The following is a 17,754-nucleotide window of genomic DNA, read 5'->3' on the forward strand; positions in this document are numbered from 1 at the left end:
GCCTGACAAGCATTCTCGGCGGCAGCCGTGCCAGGCATCCGCCGGTCGCGGTGTCCCGACTACGCAAATTCGCGTACGTCCGATCCGACCACGGACCGATCCGCCCCGCCCGCACCGGTCCTATCGTGGGGGAATGGCGGTGTGGCGGCGACGAGCGCTCCCGATCGGTGCGGTGGTCGCGGTGGGTGTGAACGTGTATCTGGCGCTGGGGTTTCCCTTGGGGCCGTTGCTGCTCGCCGAGGCGGTGGCCGTCTTCGCGGTGGTCTGTGCCGAGCCTGCTCGGCGCGCGCTGCCCGCGGTAGGGGCCGTGCTCGTGGTGGCGGCGGCCGCGCTGGTAGTTCGGATGGTTGCGCAGCCGGATCAGGGGCCGGACGCGATATGGACGGTCTTCGCTCGGATGGCCGGATTCCTGCTCGTCCCGGCGGTGTGCGGGATTCTGCTGCGCTTGTGGCGTGATGCGGCGGCGCGGGCGCGGGTGGCGGCGGCGCGGGTGGCGGCGGCCCAGGAGCGGTTGCGGGTGGCGCAGGATGTGCACGATATCGTCGGGCACGGGCTGGCGGTGATCGCGATGCAGTCGGGGATCGCGCTGCACGGACTCGATCGGGATCCCGGCAATGCGGGTGCGGCGCGCCGTGCGCTGGAGGCGGTGCGCACGGTGAGCACCCGCGCGCTCGGTGATCTCCGGGCCGAACTCGACCTGCTGCGAACACCTTCCGCGGACGGGCCGGACGGGCTGGACGGATTGCTCGAGCGGGTCCGATCCTCCGGACTCGCGGTGACACTGCATGCCGATCCGGAGTTCTATACCCTGCCCGGCGAGCTGGCTCGGGTCGTGAATCGGATCGTTCAGGAAGCCTTGACGAATGTGCGGCGCCACGCGGGACCCGACGTGACCGCGTCCGTCGAAATACGGTGCGATACAACGACGGTACGGATCCAGGTCTTGGATTCCGGTGCGGTGAACGATGATTCGGGAGATCGGGAAGCCGTGGGGAGCGCGCCGGTCCCGGGTGGCGCGCCCATCGCGGGCAATGGTCTGCGCGGTGTGCGGCGGCGGGTGGAGGCGCTCGGCGGCCGCTTCTCCGCGGGTGCGCAGCCCACCGGCGGGTTCGGTGTGCACGCCGACATCCCGATCATGCCCGCCGCGTCATGATCCGCGTCGTGCTGGTCGACGATCAACCCCTGGTGCGGACCGGTCTGCGCGCGCTGCTGGACCCGGAGGCGGATATGGGCGTCGTCGGGGAGGCCGGGGACGAGCGCGGGGGACTGGACATCATCCGGCGCACCGTCCCCGATGTCGTGCTCATGGATATCCGCATGCCCGAGGGTGACGGCCGGTCCGCTCTCCGAGCCATCACCGCGGATCCCGCCCTCACCGCCGTGCGCGTGATCATGCTGACCACCTTCGAGCACGACGACTACATCTTCGATTCGCTGCGCGACGGGGCGAGCGGATTCCTGCTCAAGGACGCCGAACCGGCCGATATGTTGCGCGCCATCCGCGTGGTCGCCGCCGGTGGCTCGATACTCTCGCCCGCGGTCACCCGCCGGGTCATCGAATGGTTCGCCGCGCGCCGCGCCGCCGACCCGCCCCCCGATCTGGCCGTGCTCACCGATCGGGAGCGCGAAATCCTGGCCTGGGTCGGCACCGGACGCTCCAATGAACAGATCGCCGCCGCCCTCGTCCTCAGCCCGGCCACGGTGCGCACCCATATCGGCCGCGCCATGATCAAACTGCGGGCCCGCGATCGCGCGCAACTGGTCGTCTTCGCGCTGCATGCGGGATTGCCCGGGCCTGGGACTCCGCTGCGGCCGGGCACGCCCTCGGGATGATCCGTCCAGCCGGACAACCCGCGATGCGGGAACAATCACCGTCGCTCGGACGCTGTTATATTCGATGTAGTCCAGTGCGCCGGGCGTAGACCGTGCGCTCACCCCGCACTCGCGAGGACGAACCCGTTGAAATACATTCCCCGTTTGATCCTGTTCCTGGCCATACCGGCCGTGCTGTTCCTGCTGCCGTGGTGGACGCTGATCGCGGCGCCCACCGACGGAACCGGTCCATTGTTCTGGGCGGGGTCGGCGCTGTTCGTGCTTGGCTATCTGACCTTGCCCGCCACCATGTTCCTGGGTCACGGTCCCCGGCAGTCCGATGCCGCGACGATCGTCGGCGACACCCTGCTCGGTGTGATGTGGGTGCTTTTCAGTTGGTCGGTCATCGGCAATATCGGCCGGTTGGCGCTCCTGGGTGTGGACGATCCGGCGCGCTCCCGCATTATCGCGGCCGCGGTCGTGACGGTATCGGCGATCCTGGTGGCGTACGGCATATTCGAAGCGCGCCGGTTGCCCCGGGTCCGCACCGTGGATGTCGGGATTCGCGGTCTCGCACCCGGTTTGGACGGGCTGCGCATGGTCGTCGTCACCGATACCCACTTCGCGGCGCTGGATCGGCTGCGCTGGTCGGAGCGGGTCGTCGATATCGTCAATGCGCAGAAGCCCGATATCGCCTGCCACGCAGGGGATCTCGCGGACGGTTCGGTGGCCGCGCGGCATCCGCAGGTGGATCCGCTCGGCAAGGTGGAGGCGCTGCTGGGCAAGTTCTACATCACCGGCAATCACGAGTATTTCGGCGACGCCCCGGGCTGGATCGAGCATATGACCTCGATCGGCTGGCAGCCCCTGCGCAATCAGCACGAGACGCTCGAGCGCGACGGCGACCGCCTGGTGATCGCGGGTATCGACGATCCGACCGGGACCGCGCTGCCCGGCCACGGGCCGGATCTCCCCGCGGCCCTCGCGGGCGCCGACCCGGAACTGCCGGTCATCCTGCTGGCGCATCAGCCCAAGCAGATCGCCGATGCCGTGAAAGGCGGTGTCGCCCTGCAGATCTCCGGTCACACGCACGGCGGCCAGATCTGGCCCTTCCACTACCTGGTGCGGCTCGACCAGCCGGTGGTCGCGGGCCTGAGCCGCCACGGTGAGCACACCCAGCTCTACACCAGCCGGGGCACCGGCTTCTGGGGTCCGCAGCTACGCGTGTTCGCGCCCAGCGAGATCACCGTCCTGGTCCTGCATCCGGAGTAGCTACCCGAGGATGCCGCCCAGCATCCCGCCGCTCTGCCCGGCCTGCTGACCGCCGCCGGTGCCGCCGAGGAAACCGCCCGGCGGCAGCTCGGAGGGCTGCACGATGACGAATCCGCGCCCCGAGAACGCCAGCGTGATGCCCTCCCCGGTGCTGCGGCCCATGAGACGGCCGAGCCCGAACGAGTCATTGCGCTTGATCCAGGTCTGCAGGCTCGACGACCAGGCCACCGCCGCCTGCGGATCGGCGTAGGTGGGCTGGTCGACATTGAGCACCACGGGCGCGCCGTGCGTCGTGATGGCAATGCGCCCGCGCCCGGTGAACACGCAGTTGAACAGTCCGGCATTGCTGGCGTATCCGGCCGCGCCCTGCACCCGCTTGATGCTGTAGGTGAGCGTCGGATCGAAGGCCAGCACATTGGAGCCGTTGATGGTCAGCCCATCGGTGCCGTCCAGATCGATGGTGTGCACATCGGCGGCCCCATTGGCCAGGAACAGATCACCGCGCCCGGTGACCTTCATGAGCGGCACGCCCTCACCGGTCAGGTGCTGCTGGATCGCGCGGCCGATGCCGCCGGAACCGAGCGCCTTGAACTGCATATCGCCCTGATAGGCGACCATCGATCCGGCCCGGGCCATCACCTCGCCATTGACGGCGACCTTGATCATCTTGCTGCCCTGCTTCTGAATCCCCATCCCGCTCACTTCGGCATGGCGGGGATCGAACAAATCGCTTTGCATGGGCTGGGCTCCTTGGTGCGCGGATGGCATGGGCGCGGGCGGCGAGTACGCGGGCGGCGGCGCGTAATTGGGCTGCGGCGGGGGCGCGGAATACGCGGGTGGAGGCGGTGCGGAATAGGCGGGTGGCGGCGCGGAGTACGGGGCCGGTGGCGGTGCCGCGCGCCCGGCCGGTGGCGAATACGACTGGGTGGCAGGGGTGCTCGTCGCCCCGGGCGACGGCGCCACCGGCTCCTCCGGCTCATCGTCGATATTCACGCCGAAGGCGCTGGCGATCCCCGCCAGCCCGTCGTCGTAGCCTTGGCCGACCGCGCGCACCTTCCACGCCCCGGACCGCCGATAGATCTCGACGCACACCACGCCGGTCTCGGTGGTCAGCCCGCTCATGGGAAAGGTGAGGGTCCCCGCATCGGATCCGATGGTCGCGGTCAGCGATCCCACCCCCGCGAAGGTGGCGGGTCCGCTCCCATCGAGGCTCGCGGTCACCACCACTTTGTCCACGGCGCCCGGCAGCGCGCTGGTCTGCACGTCCACCATGTCCCCGCTGCCGCGTCCCACCGTGATCGTCATCCGATCCCCGGGCGCGGGCCGGTTCTCCCCCCGAGCAAGCGAACTCACGCCTGATCACCCCCAGCGCAGAACATCATCCGATCCACCCTGTCGAGTCTGCCCCGCCACCGCCCGACACGCCACGACTACCCCGGCCGTGCCGGAATCAGCCGCGTGGATACGGGCTCTGCATCGACAGATAGTGAATCCCGAGATCCTCGGCGAGGTAGTCCATCCGCCGCTCCCAGAAATCCCGCATATGCGGTAGTTCCAGGTGCCGATCCAGGTCCTCCGCGGACCGCCACACCTCGTAGAACACGAATGTGGAGGGGTCGTCGGCCTCCTGGTGGAAGTGGTATTCGAGCGAACCCTCCTCGTCCCGGGTCGGCGCCACGAACGACAGGAGCAGCTCCCGGAGTTCGTCGGCGCGCTCGGGTTTGGGCCGGGCGAACCCCATCAGCGCGAAGGGGATCCGGTCGTTAGGTACGAAATCTGTCATACCTACGGACCGTAGCCACCGCTCAGGTACGATGCAAACCGTACCTAATGAAGGGATGGTGTGCTGTGTCCGCAGACGACGAACCGACCGTCGACGACCTGGACCTCGGCATCGTCCTCGCCGCGCTCGCGGACAAGCATCGCCTGGAAGTGGTGCTGGCGCTGGTAGCCGACCCCGCGGACACCGAGCGCACCTGCGTCTCCTTCGGCCTCCCCGTCTCGAAAGCCACTCGCACCCACCACTTCCGGGTGCTGCGCCGAGCGGGCCTGATCCGCCAGGTGAACCGCGGCAACAGCAATATGGCCCAGCTCCGCCGTGCGGACCTGCGGGCCCGCTTTCCCGCCCTGCTGGAACTACTCCGCGCCGAGAACGGCCGCCGCCTCGTCGAGTAATGCGAGGTGCACGCGGTTGTCGTGGAAGACCGCGCCGCCGCCGAAGTCGGAGTCGCGTTCGGCAATGGTGGCATTGACGGTGGCGCCGCCGGAGAGTTTGGCCCAGCGGCCCTTGGTGGTGGCGGCGACGCCGGGGCGCACTTTGTCGGAGACCTCGGCCAGGGCTTCGAAGGAACCGCGGGCGTTGTAGACGGAAACCTTTGCGCCATCGGGGATGCCGAGGGCGGCGGCATCCTTCGGGTGAATGGTGATGCGGGGTTCCCCGGCCCGGCGCAGGAGTTCCGGGTTCGCGCCGAAGGTGGTGTTGAGGAAGTAGTGGGAGGCGGCCGAGATCAGGACTAGGCCGTCACCCGGATCGCTGGGCGGGGTGTAGCCCGCGATCGGATCGTGCCCGGCGCGCGCGGCGCGCTCGGAGACGAACTGGAGCTTCCCGTTGGGCACGGGGCCCGGAGTGATCTTCAGGAAGCCCTCGGTACGCAGTCGCTCGACGTCGTAGGCCTTCAGCAGTTGTTCCACCAGTTGTTCGTCGGACTCGTGGAGCGCCGGGTCGGTGAGTCCCATGCGCAGCGCCAACCGGCGGAAAGTCTCCGTGGTGGAAAGACATTCGCCGGGCGGCTGCACCGCCGGTTCGTTCCACACCAGGTACAGATTCCCGTAGGCGGCCAGGACGTCCAGGTGTTCGGGCTGCATGGTGGCGGGCAGCACGATATCGGCGTAGTCGACGGTATCTGTCGGAAAGTGTTCCAGGACAACGGTGAACAGGTCCTCGCGGGCGAGCCCCCGGATCACGTTCGCCTGATCGGGATTGGAGCCGACCGGATTCGCGGCAATCACGAAGAGCGCCTTGACCGGTGGATCGTTCACCTCCAGCAGGCCCTCGCCGAGCCGGGTCATCGACAGCGTGCGCACCGGATGCGGCAGCAGGTCCGACCGCATCAGGGCGGGCAGATCGAGATCGAAGTGCCCGCTGGTCGAATAGTGCAGTCCGCCACCGGGAATCGCCCAATCGCCGGTGACGCCCGGCAGGCAGGCGAGGGTGCGCAAGGCCATCCCGCCGCCGTCGTGGCGCTGAATGCCCTGGGACACCCGGATGGCGGTGGGCCGGGTCCTGGCGATCCGTTCCCCGAGCGCCACGATCCGCTCCACCGGCAGTCCGGTGATCTCGGCGGTGCGCTCCGGGGTGTATTCCGCGACCCGCGCGCGGAACTCTTTCCAGCCCTCGGTGTGCTCGGCCAGATACGCCGTGTCCTCGGCCCCCATCGACACGATGACGTGCATCAACCCCAGCGCCAGCGCCGCATCGGTGCCCGGCAGCGGCGCCAGATGCTCATCGCACCGCTCGGCCGTGCGCGTCCGCACCGGATCGATGGCCACGGTGTACGCGCCACTGTCCTGAACGAACTTCCACCCGTGATGCCCCGACGTCAGCGGATTCGTCCCCCACAGCAGAATCAGCTTCGACTTGGCGAAATCCTCCGGATCCATCCCACCCGAGGTCCCGAGCGTGTACTTCAGCCCCGTAGTCCCCGCCACCGAGCAGATCGTCGGATCATGCAGTGAGGCCCCCAGCGCATTGAAGAACCTTCTCCCCGAAAACCCTTCCAGCCCTTGGATATACCCGAGGCTCCCGGTCCCGTGAAACGGCCACACCGCCTCCCCGCCGAACTCCTCGACAATCCCGCCCACCCGCTCCGCGATCTCCCCGAGCGCCTCCTCCCAGCTGATCCGCTCGAACCGCCCTTCCCCCTTCCGCCCCACCCGCCGCATCGGATACAAAATCCGCTCATCCGACCCCACCTGCTCCAAATACCGATTCACCTTCACACACAAGGCCCCCCGCGTAACCGGATGCTCCTTATTCCCCCGCAACCCCATCCTCCACAGTCACCACCCACGAGCAACCATCAGGACAATCCAGCGGGCAAGCACCCAGTACCTTCATCCCAGCAATCCTAATAGGCACGAAAAAAACCGGTACGGATCCTGCGGTCCGCACCGGTTTCCGTCGCCTGACGACCCTACTTCAGCTTGTCACTGCTCAGGTTGAGCACGCGGCGGGCCACGATGAGCTGCTGGATCTGCTGGGTGCCTTCGAAGATGTCGAGGATCTTCGAGTCGCGGCCCCACTTCTCCAGGAGGGTGCGCTGGGAGTAGCCGGTGGCGCCTGCCAGTTCGACGGCCTTGAGGGTGACGTCGGTGCCCATGCGACCGGCCTTGGCCTTGGACATGGAGGCTTCCAGGGAGTTCGGCTTCTTGTTGTCGGCCATCCAGGCGGCGCGCAGCGACAGCAGGTAGGCGGACTCGAAGTCGGCTTCCATGCGGAGGAATTCCGCGGCGGCGGCGTGCTGGTTGTTGGCGGGCTTGTCGTAGCTGATCTCGATGCCCGCGTCGGTGAGGACCTTGCGGAGCTCCTCGAGGGCGGCGCGGCCGACGCCGACGGCCATGGCGGCCACCAGGGGGCGGGTGTTGTCGAACGTCTGCATGACGCCCGCGAAACCCTTCTCCACATTGACCTCGGGACTGCCGAGGATGTTGTCCTTGGGGATGCGGCAGTCCTCGAAGCGGATCTCGGCGGTGTCGGAGGCCTTGATGCCCAGCTTGTGCTCGAGGCGGGAAACCGTGAGGCCCTTGGCATCCCGCGGCACCACGAAGGACTTGATGGCCGCGCGGCCCAGCGACTTGTCGACCGAGGCCCACACCACGATGTGGGTGGCGCGCGAACCGGCGGTGACGAAGATCTTGGTGCCATTGAGGACCCACTCGTCACCGTCGAGGGTGGCGGTGGTGGTGACGGCGGCCGAATCGGAACCGAAGGACGGTTCGGTAATGGCCATGGCGGCCCACACCTTGCCGAAACGCTCCAGCTGCTCATCGGTGGCCACCGCGGCGATGGCGGCATTGCCCAGGCCCTGGTACGGGATGGAGAGCATGAGGCCGACATCGCCCCACGAGGTCTCCAGGGCGTTCATGAGCGCGGACATATTGCCGCCATTGCTGTTTCCGAGCAGCTCGGTGGCGTGTTCGTCCTTCTCGCCCTCGGTCTTGCGACCGCCGGTGGCGCCGGAGACGTCACCGCCGGAGTCGGACAGGCCCTCCACCATGGCGGCCATGGTGTCCAGCTCGATGGGGTACTCGTGCTCGGCCAGGTCGTACTTGCGCGACGCCGGGCGGAAGATCTCCGCGGCGACCTGGTGGGCCTGGTTGGCGCTGGCCCGCAGCTTCTTGGGGAGTTCGAGATTGATCATTGTTGTCTCTCCGTTGAGAAGTCGGGTCAGAGGAGAACGACGCCCTCGGCAATGCCGATGGCACGTAGGTCGCGGTACCAGCGCTCCACCGGGTGCTCCTTGGTGAAGCCGTGGCCGCCGAGCAGCTGCACACCGTCCAGGCCGATCTGCATGCCCTTGTCGGTGGCCAGCTTCTTGGCCAGCGCCGCCTCGCGAGCGAAGGACAGCCCCTGTTCGGCGCGTGACGCACCCCGCAGGGTCACGAGCCGGAGACCGTCGAGCTCGATGGCCATATTGGCGACCATGAAGGCGACCGCCTGGCGGTGGGCGATGGGCTCGCCGAACGCCTCGCGTTCCTTCACGTACGGAATCACGTAGTCCAGCACGGCCTGACCGGTGCCGACCGCCAGCGCCGACCAGCCCAGGCGGGCGAGACGGACCGCATCGGCGTAATCCTCGGCGCGCTGCGCGGTCTCGGCATCGCCCAGCAGGGCGGTGGCGGGCACGGCGACATTGTCGAGAATCAGGCGACCCAGGCCCGCGGCGCGCAGACCCATGGACGGATCGGCCTCCACGACCAGACCCTTGGTGTCGGACTCGATAATGAAGAACGCCGGGCGGCCGTCCAGCTCGGCGGCCACGATGAACAGCTCGGCATCACCCGCGGCCGGAACCAGGCTCTTCACGCCATTGATGCGGTAACCGCTGGGGGAGCGGGTCGCCTTGGTCTTCAGCGCGAACGGATCGAACAGCGCCTGCGGCTCGGAGATCACGACCGAGGCCTGCGGCACGTTCTCACCCGTGAAAGCGCCCAGGTAGGTCTTCTGCTGCGCGTCGGTGCCCCACTGCGACAGCGCCACCGCGACACCGCTCGGCGCCAGGATCGGCAGCGCCAGGCCCATATCGCCGTGCGCGAGCGCCTCGGCGACCAGCGCGTTGGTGACCGCGCCGCGCTCGGAGGCCGCGCCGTCCAGCTCCTCGGGCACATTGATGAGCGTGATGCCCAGCTCCGCGGCCCGCTCCAGCAGATCGCGCGGGGCCTTGGTGGCATTGTCGGCGTCGCAGGCGGCCGGGCGCAGGATCTCGGCGGCGAACTCGCGGACCGTCTCGACGATCATCTGCTGCTCGTCGGTCGGGGTCAGGTCGAAGTAGTCCTTGCCCCGGGGCTCGTTGGCGGGCAGCCGCTTCGGCGCGCCGCCACCGGCGACCTTCTCGAACACCCGGGTGGCCGCGCCGAGAGTGCGGAAACCGGTCTTGGTGCCCTCGTAAGTGATCCGGTCGATCGGCTTGCGAAGGTTGTACTTCTCGGCGAGTTCCGACCCGGTAATGGTCGTCATGACCCGCATGGCAGCGCCCATCCAGTCGCGCTTGACCGGGTTCAGGCCCACGGCGGAAGTATCCGGACGTCGCGTCTTTGCGGTGTCTCGAGTGCTCATAATCACCAGTTTTCTTGAGTGTGGAGGGTGATCCTGCCCAGCAATATTACTCCAGAGTAAGAATATCTTACTTCAGAGTAATAACAGTAGTCGAGGGTTGTCGAATCAGCAGGTCAGGGCGGTGGTTCCTGTGGCGGGCGCGGGAGATCGCGGATAAGTGAAACAAATGCCCTTCAGATAAGGCTGAGGTGGGCTAGTTTGGCGGCACCATCCGCCCCCCGAATGGAGGTCTTGCATATGAAAACACTGGTTGGTACAACCGGCGCGTTGGCCGTCGCACTGTTCCTCGCGAGCGCACCGCACGCCGCGGCGCAAGGGATTCCGCTGCGGCCCGCACAACCCATCGAACTCGAGATCGGCACCGAGAGCGCCGCGCCCCAGGGCGGGATCAACCTGGGCTCCGGGCAAGCGGGCTCCAGCGGCGACACCGGATCGGGCGAGACCGGCTCCGGAATCGGCACCGGCTCGGCGCAGACCGGATCCACGCTCCCGATTCCCTTCTAGACCAGCACCGGCCGGGGACCGCAGCCCCGCGCCGGACCGCGCGCCTACATCCCGCGGGGTAGGCCCGGGTAGTCCCGGCGATGTATTTCGCCGCCAAAGCGATGCGCGCACACTGCGAGAATGCGAGGATTCGTGAGGAAGGGGAGGCACGAATACCCGGCGTTCACCGGAGTTCGACAGGGTGGCGAAATGTACTGGGTGGCAGCGGTCTTCGCAGTGGTAATGCTGGCCTTCTCCAATCGTTACGGCTATCACCGCGACAAGTTCTACTTCCTGGCCGCCGGGAGGCGGCTCGACTGGGGCTATCCGGATCAACCGCCGCTGGTGCCCCTGATCGCGCGCGCCATGTCCGCCATCGACGCGGATTCGCTGGTCCTGCTGCGCATTCCCGCCCTCGCGGCCGCCACGCTCGTGGTGATCTGCGCCGGGCTCATGGCGCGCGAACTGGGCGGCGGGCGATTGGCGCAGACCCTCGCCGCCGCGGCCGTGGCGTCCGCCGCGGTGCTCATGGGCGGGGGACATCAGCACGGCACCACCATCTTCGATCTGGCGGCCTGGTCGGTGATCGTCCTGACCGTCCTGCGCCTGCTCCGCCCCGACAGCGATCGCCGCTGGTGGCTGGTGGTCGGGCTCGCGGCCGGAGTCGGCTTGCAGAACAAGGCGCTGCTGGTCATCCCGATTCTCGTGCTCGCCCTGGTCCTGGCGGCGCTCGGTCCGCGAGAGATATTCGCGACCAAGTACTTTCCGCTGGCGATCGGTCTCGCCGCGCTCATCTGGGCGCCCTATCTGTGGTGGCAGGCGGCCAATGGCTGGCCGGTGTGGGAGCACAGCCGCGCCATTGCCTCCGGATCCTCCGGCACCTCCGACACCCCGCTCACCTTCGTCCTGCTGCAATTCGGTCTGATCGGCCCACTTCTGGTGCCGCTGTGGATCTTCGGTCTCTGGCGCCTGTGGCGGGAACGGCGATATCGCGCCTTCGCGGTCGCCTACGCCGTGCTGTTCCTGGTCTTCCTGGTCACCGGGGGCAAGGCCTACTACCTCGCCGGGATGTATCCGATCCTGTTGGCCGCCGGTGCGGTCGGACTCGAACCGCGTCTGGCCGAGAGCCGAGCATGGCGTGCCGCGGTGGCATCGGTCGTGGCGGTGAGCGCGGTCGTCTCGGCGCTGTTGTTCCTGCCGGTGCTACCGGTCGGCACACTGCGCGACTCTCCGGTGCTGGCGGTCAATTACGATGCGGGCGAGATGGTGGCCTGGCCGGAGTTCGTGGCTCAGGTGGCCGCCACCCGCGCCCGCGTCGCCCCCGACGCCGAGCTGCTGACCGCGAATTACGGTGAGGCCGGGGCGATCGAGTTCTACGGCGCACGGTACGGTCTCCCGGCTCCGCACAGCGTGCACAACTCCTACTGGTGGTGGGGCCCGCCCGCGGACGGCAAACCGGTGCTGCTGATCGGGATCGGCCCCGAGGATGCGGCGCGCGGTTGTATTGACGCAGAAACGGTGGGCCGCATCGACAATGGGCTCGACATCGACAACGAAGAGCAGGACCGGCCGCTGATCCTGTGCCGCACACCGCGTGCGCCATGGGCGGAAATGTGGCCTACGCTGCGGCGGCTCTGATGATCTTGTCGCTCAATGAGATTGCGTATGGAATGCGCGAAAGTGCTTGTGCGCACAGTGATTCGCTGCGTAGTGGATCTTGAAAATACGGGACTTGACTACTGTTATTTCGTTCCGATCACGCCAGCTGTCGAGGGTGCATACGGTTCTCGATGGAGACGAAAGGAGGAATGGTTATGTTGTCAGGACTCGTCTCGGTAGTAACAAGCCTGCTCAGTGGTCTCGTCGGGGTGCTCATCGGCACCCCCGGTGGCGGGGGCGGTGGCGGCGGCTCCGCCGGGTAATCGCGAAGCCTCTCGAAACCAGAACACCCCCCGTCGTCAACACGGGGGGTGTTCGTTGTTCGTGAGACCGTGATGTCGGACCGCGAACACTACGAGTATGTCAGGCCGCGAGCGCGGCGAGGACCTGATCCTGCAGATGACCATTGGTGGCCACGGCGCTGCCGCCGTGCGGTCCGGGCTCGCCGTCGAGCGAGGTGAAAGTGCCGCCCGCCTCCCGGATCAGAATGTCCAGCGCCGCCATATCCCACAGCGACAGTTCGGGTTCGGTGACGATATCCACCGCGCCCTCGGCGAGCAGCGTGTATCCGAAGAAGTCGCCGTATCCGCGCACCCGCCACACCTCATCGGTGAGCGTGAGCAGCTTGTGCCGCCGCCCCAGGGCCCGCCATCCGGACAGGCTCGAGATGGCCAGGCTGGCCGCACCCAGCTCCGCGACGGCCGATACCGAGATCGACCGCGCCTCGCCCCGCTCGAAACGGGTCCACGCGCCCGCCCCCGTCGCCGCCCACCAGCGCCGCGACAGCGCGGGCGCGCTCACCACGCCCACCACCGACACACCGTCCTCCAGCAGCGAGATGAGCGAGGCCCACACCGGCACGCCGCGCACGAAATTCTTGGTCCCGTCGATCGGATCGATCACCCACTGCCGCCCGGTGAATTCGGCATCCCCGCCGAACTCCTCACCGAGCACCAGATCCCCCGGCCGCTCCGTGCCCAGGATGGCCCGGATCTCCCGCTCCACCGCCAGATCCGCATCCGACACCGGCGTCAGATCCGGCTTCGAATCGATCTTCAAATCGAGCGCGAGAAACCGTTCCCGGGTAATGGCGTCGGCCGCATCGGCCAGCTTCAGTGCGAGTTCGAGATCAGCGGTGTATGCGGTCACCCGCAAAACGTTAGCCGTTCCCGATCACCATCGCGCGTCGGCAGCGAACTTCCGGCATTCCCCGCGCTGGTCAGGCGATCACCGGGAATCCGTGGCGGCATCGTACGAGTAGCTCCCGCCACCAGTTCCCGGTCGATGGGTTTTCGGATTTCAGGCGGATGCGGGAAGGGCGCGGGCGGCGGACAGGGCGGTCGCCCACCAGTGCAGCTGGTCGAGCATCTCCTGGGCGGCCTGTTCGAAAGCGGCCGGGTCGAGGAGGCTGCCGTCGGGGGCGAAGTGCAGGTAGAAGCGGGGGAAGGAGACGTATTCGCGGACGGTGTGGGCGTGCAGTTCGTTGAAGACCTGACGCAGGTGCTCGATGGCGAGCAGGCCGCCGCTATTGCCGCTGTAGCCGACGAAGCCGATCGCCTTGTGCTTCCACTGGGTGTAGTGCCAGTCGATGGCGGTCTTCAGCGAGGCCGGGTAGGAGCGGTTGATATCGGGCGTCACGACGACCATGGCATCGGCCGCGGCGAGCCGCTCGGCCAGCTCCTCGGTCCCGGCCGGGCGCACCGGATTCGGCTCCATGAGCGGGGACACCGCGGGCAGGGCGTGCGGCAGGGGGTAGTCGGCCAGATCGATCAGATCGATCTCGAACGCGTCGTGCGCGCGGGCCTGTTCGGCGTACCAGTTCGCGACCACCGGACCGAAGCGTCCCTCCCGGACGCTGCCGATGATCACCGCGAGGCGCAGAGGCGTGCTGGTCATGGGGGTCTCCTTCGAGTTCCGGGCGACCGGTTCGGCCGCTGTCGTCGACTCTGCTGTGTCCGGAAGGCGGTAGGGAGACCACGCTGAGCCTGGTAGTGGGAGGGCCACCCTAGATTCGCCGCCCCGCGTATTTCGGGTCATGGAAAGGTCATGATCCCTTCGGTAGCAATGGTTTTCATGTATAAACTGACCGGGTGCATTATCGCGGTGGCGACCCTGCTGACGGCGTGCACCGGCGGCGGGGCGCAACCGCCCGAAGAGCCGCCCACGACCGGAGCCATGTCATCGGATCAGGTCTTCGTCCAGGTGATGAAGGCCAAACGATTCCGCGTTCCCGTCGATGCGACCACACTGCTCGACGACACCTGCCGGGCGGTGGTGGAGGGGAAATCCATGGACTCGCTGGTCGAGCTGTTCACCGAGGCCGGTTTCCCATTGCCGCAGATCGCGGATTCCATTCGGATTGCCGTCGAATCGCATTGCCCGTCGCTGCGTGAGGACATCCCCCGCTAGCGAGCCGAAACGAGGCTGCGTTCATGAGGTGATCCTTGCTACGGTCGAATCGTGAGCGATAACGAGCTGGGTCTGTTCTTGCGCGTCCGGCGCGAGGCGGTCTCGCCCGCGCAGGTGGGCCTGCCCGCCGGTCCGCGTCGGCGCACCCCGGGTCTGCGTCGCTCCGAGCTCGCCACTCTGGCCGGGGTGAGCGTCGAATACATCACCCGGCTGGAGCAGGGCCGCGATCGGCATCCTTCTTCCGCGGTGCTGAGCGCGTTGGCCACGGCACTCCAGATGGCGCCGAGCGAACGCGTTCATCTGCATCGCCTGACCAAGGCCCAGTCGCCTGGATTCACCTGTACCGGCAGCCTGTCGCCCACGCGTGTGGTGCGCCCGGCCGTGCTGGCCATTCTCGAACAGCTCGAACCCGCGCCCGCCGCGGTGATCAACCGGCTCAGCGAGATCATCGCGTGCACCGACGGCTACCGCGCGGTCATGGGACCGACCGGCCTGTTCGACGAGGGCATGCCCGCCAACTACGCCCGCTACATCTTCACCGACCCCCGTGCCCGCGTGACCCACCCCGACTGGGACCACGCCGCCGACAAAATGGTCGCCACCCTCAAATTCGGCCCGTACCGCGCCGACCCGGTGGTCTCGCACCTCATCGACGAACTGTCCCTCACCGCCGGTGAGGAGTTCACCGGCCGCATCGAGCGCATCCCGGGCCTGCCCGAAACCAACGGCATCACCCGCATCCACCACCCCGAGGCGGGACCCCTGCGCCTGGCCCAGGAAACCCTCGAACTCTCCGCCGACGACGACCAGCACCTGATCGTCAAGCTCCCGGCGGACGAAGCCACCGCCACGGCCCTCGATCGCCTGATCGGCCGCAAGCCGGGCAGTCTCCGTGCCGTGGCTGGTTGAAGACCTGGCGGTCTGCTAGAACCGCCTGCCGCAGTCCCTCTCCGCGCCGCGCCCACCTGAGTGTGGCGGCATTGCCGCGTGTTCGATTTCCCCTTATTTCACCGACCTGGAGAGGAGCGGTAGCCTTGAACATCGTGCATCCTGACGTATCCGCTGATCTGGCCGAACTCGACACGACTCTGAAGACCATCGAGTCCGTGCTCGATATCGATGAGCTGGCTCGTCGCATCGACGAGCTGGAGCATCAGGCGGCGGATCCGGAGCTCTGGAACAACCAGGAGCATGCGCAGCAGGTGACCAGTGAGTTGTCGCATGCGCAGAGTGAGCTGCGCAAGGTCCAGGACCTGCGGCAGCGCTTGGAAGACCTGCCCGTGCTCTATGAATTGGCCGAGGCCGAGGAGGGCGAGGACCGCACCGCGGCGCTGGCCGACGCCGATGCCGAGCGGTCCGCGCTCCACGCGGACGTGGAGGCCATGGAAGTGCGCACCCTGCTGTCGGGTGAATACGACAAGCGTGAGGCGCTGGTCAATATTCGCTCCGGCGCGGGTGGCGTGGACGCCGCGGACTGGGCGCAGATGCTCATGCGCATGTACGTGCGCTGGGCCGAGCGGCACAAGTACCCGGTCGAAATCTACGACACCTCCTACGCGGAAGAGGCGGGCATCAAGTCCGCGACCTTCGCGGTGAAGTCGCCGTACGCCTACGGCACTCTGTCCGTGGAAATGGGTACGCACCGACTGGTCCGTATCAGCCCATTCGACAACCAGGGCCGCCGCCAGACCTCCTTCGCCGAGGTCGAGGTGCTCCCGGTCGTCGAGACCACCGACCACATCGAGATTCCGGAGAACGAGGTGCGCGTCGACGTGTACCGCTCGTCGGGTCCCGGCGGCCAGTCCGTCAACACCACCGACTCCGCGGTCCGCCTCACGCACATCCCGACCGGCATCGTGGTCACCTGCCAGAACGAGAAATCCCAGCTGCAGAACAAGATTTCGGCCATGCGCGTGCTCCAGGCCAAGCTGCTGGAGCGCAAGCGCCAGGAGGAGCGCGCCCAGATGGACGCGCTCAAGACCAATGAAGGCGCCTCCTGGGGCAACCAGATGCGTTCGTACGTGCTGCACCCCTACCAGATGGTCAAGGATCTGCGGACCTCGTACGAAGTGAACAACCCCTCGGCCGTGCTCGACGGCGATATCGATGCCTTCATCGAATCCGGAATCCGTTGGCGCATGCGGGAGAATACCAACTGATCCGCCGCTGGTACCGGGCGCGGACTCTTGATCTCGATACGGACTGCTGGGGTAACACGATATGACCTCGATCCTCGCCGCAAGCACGGGTTCGGAGCTCGGTAACTGGTTCCGGTCCAGCGGCCTCGAGATCGTTCTGCTGATCATCAGCGCGATGCTGTTCAGTCGCGCGGTGACCTATGTGCGCGACCGCATTACGCGCAGGATCGACGCCGGATTCCGCAGCAGCGACGCACTGGTGCGGACCGAGGCGGCCAAGCATCGGCACGCGCTCGCCCAGGTGGTCACCTGGGTGGTGCTGTCGCTGGTGTACTTCCTGGTCGGTTTGGAAGTCTTGAAGCGCTTGGGATTTCAGATCTCCGGCCTGGTCGCCCCGGCGGCCGTGCTCGGCGCCGCGCTCGGTTTCGGCGCCCAGCGCATCGTCCAGGATCTGCTCGCCGGATTCTTCCTGATCACCGAAAGGCAGTACGGCTACGGCGATGTCGTGCGCATCTCGGTGACTGGTTCCGCGGCCGAGGCCGAGGGTACCGTTGAGGACGTCACGCTTCGCATTACGACCTTGCGTAGCGCGGATGGAGAAGTCATCACGGTTCCGAACGGTCAGATCGTTAAAGTTACCAACCTGTCGAAGGATTGGGCTCGCGCAGCCATCGACGTGCCCGTGCCCGCGAGCGCCAATATCAACAGGGTCAACGAGATCCTGCACGATGTGGGCGCCCGGGCATTCGCCGATCGCAAGCTGAAATCGCTGCTGCTGGACGAGCCCACCGTCATGGGTGTCGAAGATCTCACCGTCGACCAGATGAATATCAAGATGGTGGCCCGGACGCTTCCGGGCAAACAGTTCGAAGTCGGACGTGAGCTGCGCGTGCGAGTCGCCGCGGCGCTCCGCCGGGAGGGTTTGAGTGAAACTGAGTCTGCGTAAGTCGACGGCTAAACCGCGTAAGTCCACGGCGATCCTGATCACAGTCTGGCTCGCCACGTTCGTTCTCTACTCGCTCGTCAAGCCGGAGACACCGAATGCCCCGGGCTATACGCCCGTTGCGAATACGGTGCTCAGCAACCTGGTTCCCGATGCCAAGGAGCCTGAACCGCGCTGACGTGCCACCGCGCGGTGCGATGGAG

The 17,754-nt window shown here is 67.2% G+C and carries 18 protein-coding genes; 11 read left to right on the forward strand and 7 right to left on the reverse strand.

All coding sequences use genetic code 11. The features are described 5' to 3' along the window. Positions 1 to 133 precede the first annotated feature (133 nt). From NC4_RS09775 to NC4_RS09785, 3 genes are all read left to right on the forward strand, one after another. Positions 134 to 1,153, forward strand: coding sequence for a sensor histidine kinase (locus NC4_RS09775; RefSeq protein ID WP_067535230.1), 1,020 nt, complete (start codon positions 134 to 136; stop codon positions 1,151 to 1,153). Positions 1,154 to 1,161: 8 nt separating this feature from the next. After that, a complete protein-coding gene (locus NC4_RS09780) occupies positions 1,162 to 1,833 on the forward strand; it encodes a response regulator (RefSeq protein WP_369690712.1) in 672 nt (223 codons plus the stop codon). A gap of 126 nt (positions 1,834 to 1,959) precedes the next feature. Further along, positions 1,960 to 3,084 (forward strand): metallophosphoesterase, encoded by a 1,125-nt coding sequence (locus NC4_RS09785; RefSeq protein ID WP_157554434.1) that lies wholly within the window; start codon positions 1,960 to 1,962, stop codon positions 3,082 to 3,084. Here NC4_RS09785 and NC4_RS09790 read toward each other — a convergent pair whose 3' ends face one another. Continuing rightward, positions 3,085 to 4,389: an AIM24 family protein gene (locus NC4_RS09790; RefSeq protein ID WP_067535236.1), complete on the reverse strand. Its 1,305-nt coding sequence runs from the start codon at positions 4,387 to 4,389 to the stop codon at positions 3,085 to 3,087. It lies immediately after the preceding gene. Between the two features lie 145 nt (positions 4,390 to 4,534). Beyond that, a complete protein-coding gene (locus NC4_RS09795; RefSeq protein WP_067535239.1) occupies positions 4,535 to 4,867 on the reverse strand; it encodes a putative quinol monooxygenase in 333 nt (110 codons plus the stop codon). Positions 4,868 to 4,932: 65 nt separating this feature from the next. Between NC4_RS09795 and NC4_RS09800 the strand changes: the two genes are divergently transcribed. Continuing rightward, positions 4,933 to 5,259 (forward strand): ArsR/SmtB family transcription factor, encoded by a 327-nt coding sequence (locus NC4_RS09800; RefSeq protein ID WP_245721586.1) that lies wholly within the window; start codon positions 4,933 to 4,935, stop codon positions 5,257 to 5,259. Here NC4_RS09800 and NC4_RS09805 read toward each other — a convergent pair. The 3 genes from NC4_RS09805 to NC4_RS09815 all read right to left on the reverse strand — a co-directional run bounded on the left by NC4_RS09805 (position 5,221) and on the right by NC4_RS09815 (position 9,925). Continuing rightward, positions 5,221 to 7,017, reverse strand: coding sequence for a molybdopterin-containing oxidoreductase family protein (locus NC4_RS09805; RefSeq protein WP_245721587.1), 1,797 nt, complete (start codon positions 7,015 to 7,017; stop codon positions 5,221 to 5,223). The genes NC4_RS09800 and NC4_RS09805 overlap by 39 nt on opposite strands. 260 nt (positions 7,018 to 7,277) lie before the next feature. Continuing rightward, complete coding sequence (locus tag NC4_RS09810; protein ID WP_067535244.1) at positions 7,278 to 8,504, reverse strand: acyl-CoA dehydrogenase family protein; 1,227 nt, start codon at positions 8,502 to 8,504, stop codon at positions 7,278 to 7,280. A 26-nt stretch (positions 8,505 to 8,530) separates the two neighbouring features. Beyond that, complete coding sequence (locus tag NC4_RS09815) at positions 8,531 to 9,925, reverse strand: acyl-CoA dehydrogenase family protein (RefSeq protein WP_439957492.1); 1,395 nt, start codon at positions 9,923 to 9,925, stop codon at positions 8,531 to 8,533. Between the two features lie 231 nt (positions 9,926 to 10,156). Here NC4_RS09815 and NC4_RS09820 point away from each other — a divergent pair, with 231 nt between their 5' ends. Together NC4_RS09820 and NC4_RS09825 are read left to right on the forward strand one after the other, a co-directional pair. Then, positions 10,157 to 10,423, forward strand: coding sequence for a hypothetical protein (locus NC4_RS09820; protein WP_157554436.1), 267 nt, complete (start codon positions 10,157 to 10,159; stop codon positions 10,421 to 10,423). A gap of 189 nt (positions 10,424 to 10,612) precedes the next feature. Continuing rightward, the gene (locus tag NC4_RS09825; RefSeq protein ID WP_067535253.1) at positions 10,613 to 12,040 is read left to right on the forward strand and encodes a glycosyltransferase family 39 protein; all 1,428 of its coding nucleotides are present in this window, start codon (positions 10,613 to 10,615) and stop codon (positions 12,038 to 12,040) included. Between the two features lie 384 nt (positions 12,041 to 12,424). Here NC4_RS09825 and hisN read toward each other — a convergent pair whose 3' ends face one another. After that, a complete protein-coding gene (gene hisN / locus NC4_RS09830) occupies positions 12,425 to 13,210 on the reverse strand; it encodes a histidinol-phosphatase (protein WP_067535255.1) in 786 nt (261 codons plus the stop codon). A gap of 150 nt (positions 13,211 to 13,360) precedes the next feature. After that, a complete protein-coding gene (locus NC4_RS09835; RefSeq protein WP_067535258.1) occupies positions 13,361 to 13,957 on the reverse strand; it encodes an NADPH-dependent FMN reductase in 597 nt (198 codons plus the stop codon). A 177-nt stretch (positions 13,958 to 14,134) separates the two neighbouring features. On the opposite strand from NC4_RS09835, the gene NC4_RS09840 reads away from it, so the two are divergent. From NC4_RS09840 to NC4_RS40035, 5 genes are all read left to right on the forward strand, one after another. Next, positions 14,135 to 14,470: a DUF732 domain-containing protein gene (locus NC4_RS09840; protein ID WP_169814756.1), complete on the forward strand. Its 336-nt coding sequence runs from the start codon at positions 14,135 to 14,137 to the stop codon at positions 14,468 to 14,470. A 51-nt stretch (positions 14,471 to 14,521) separates the two neighbouring features. Continuing rightward, entirely contained in the window at positions 14,522 to 15,379 is an 858-nt protein-coding gene (locus NC4_RS09845) for a helix-turn-helix transcriptional regulator (protein ID WP_067535265.1), read from the forward strand. 134 nt (positions 15,380 to 15,513) lie between these two features. After that, on the forward strand, positions 15,514 to 16,629 hold the full coding sequence (gene prfB / locus NC4_RS09850; RefSeq protein ID WP_067536108.1) for a peptide chain release factor 2: 1,116 nt from the start codon (positions 15,514 to 15,516) through the stop codon (positions 16,627 to 16,629). 61 nt (positions 16,630 to 16,690) lie between these two features. Continuing rightward, a complete protein-coding gene (locus tag NC4_RS09855; RefSeq protein ID WP_067535268.1) occupies positions 16,691 to 17,554 on the forward strand; it encodes a mechanosensitive ion channel family protein in 864 nt (287 codons plus the stop codon). Then, positions 17,535 to 17,729, forward strand: coding sequence for an Rv3103c transmembrane domain-containing protein (locus tag NC4_RS40035; RefSeq protein WP_157554440.1), 195 nt, complete (start codon positions 17,535 to 17,537; stop codon positions 17,727 to 17,729). Before NC4_RS09855 ends, NC4_RS40035 begins: the two co-directional genes overlap by 20 nt. The last annotated feature ends 25 nt before the right edge of the window (positions 17,730 to 17,754 follow it).

Origin of the sequence: Nocardia crassostreae (genome assembly GCF_001613405.1) — a bacterium.
GTDB classification, from domain to species: Bacteria; Actinomycetota; Actinomycetes; order Mycobacteriales; family Mycobacteriaceae; genus Nocardia; species Nocardia crassostreae.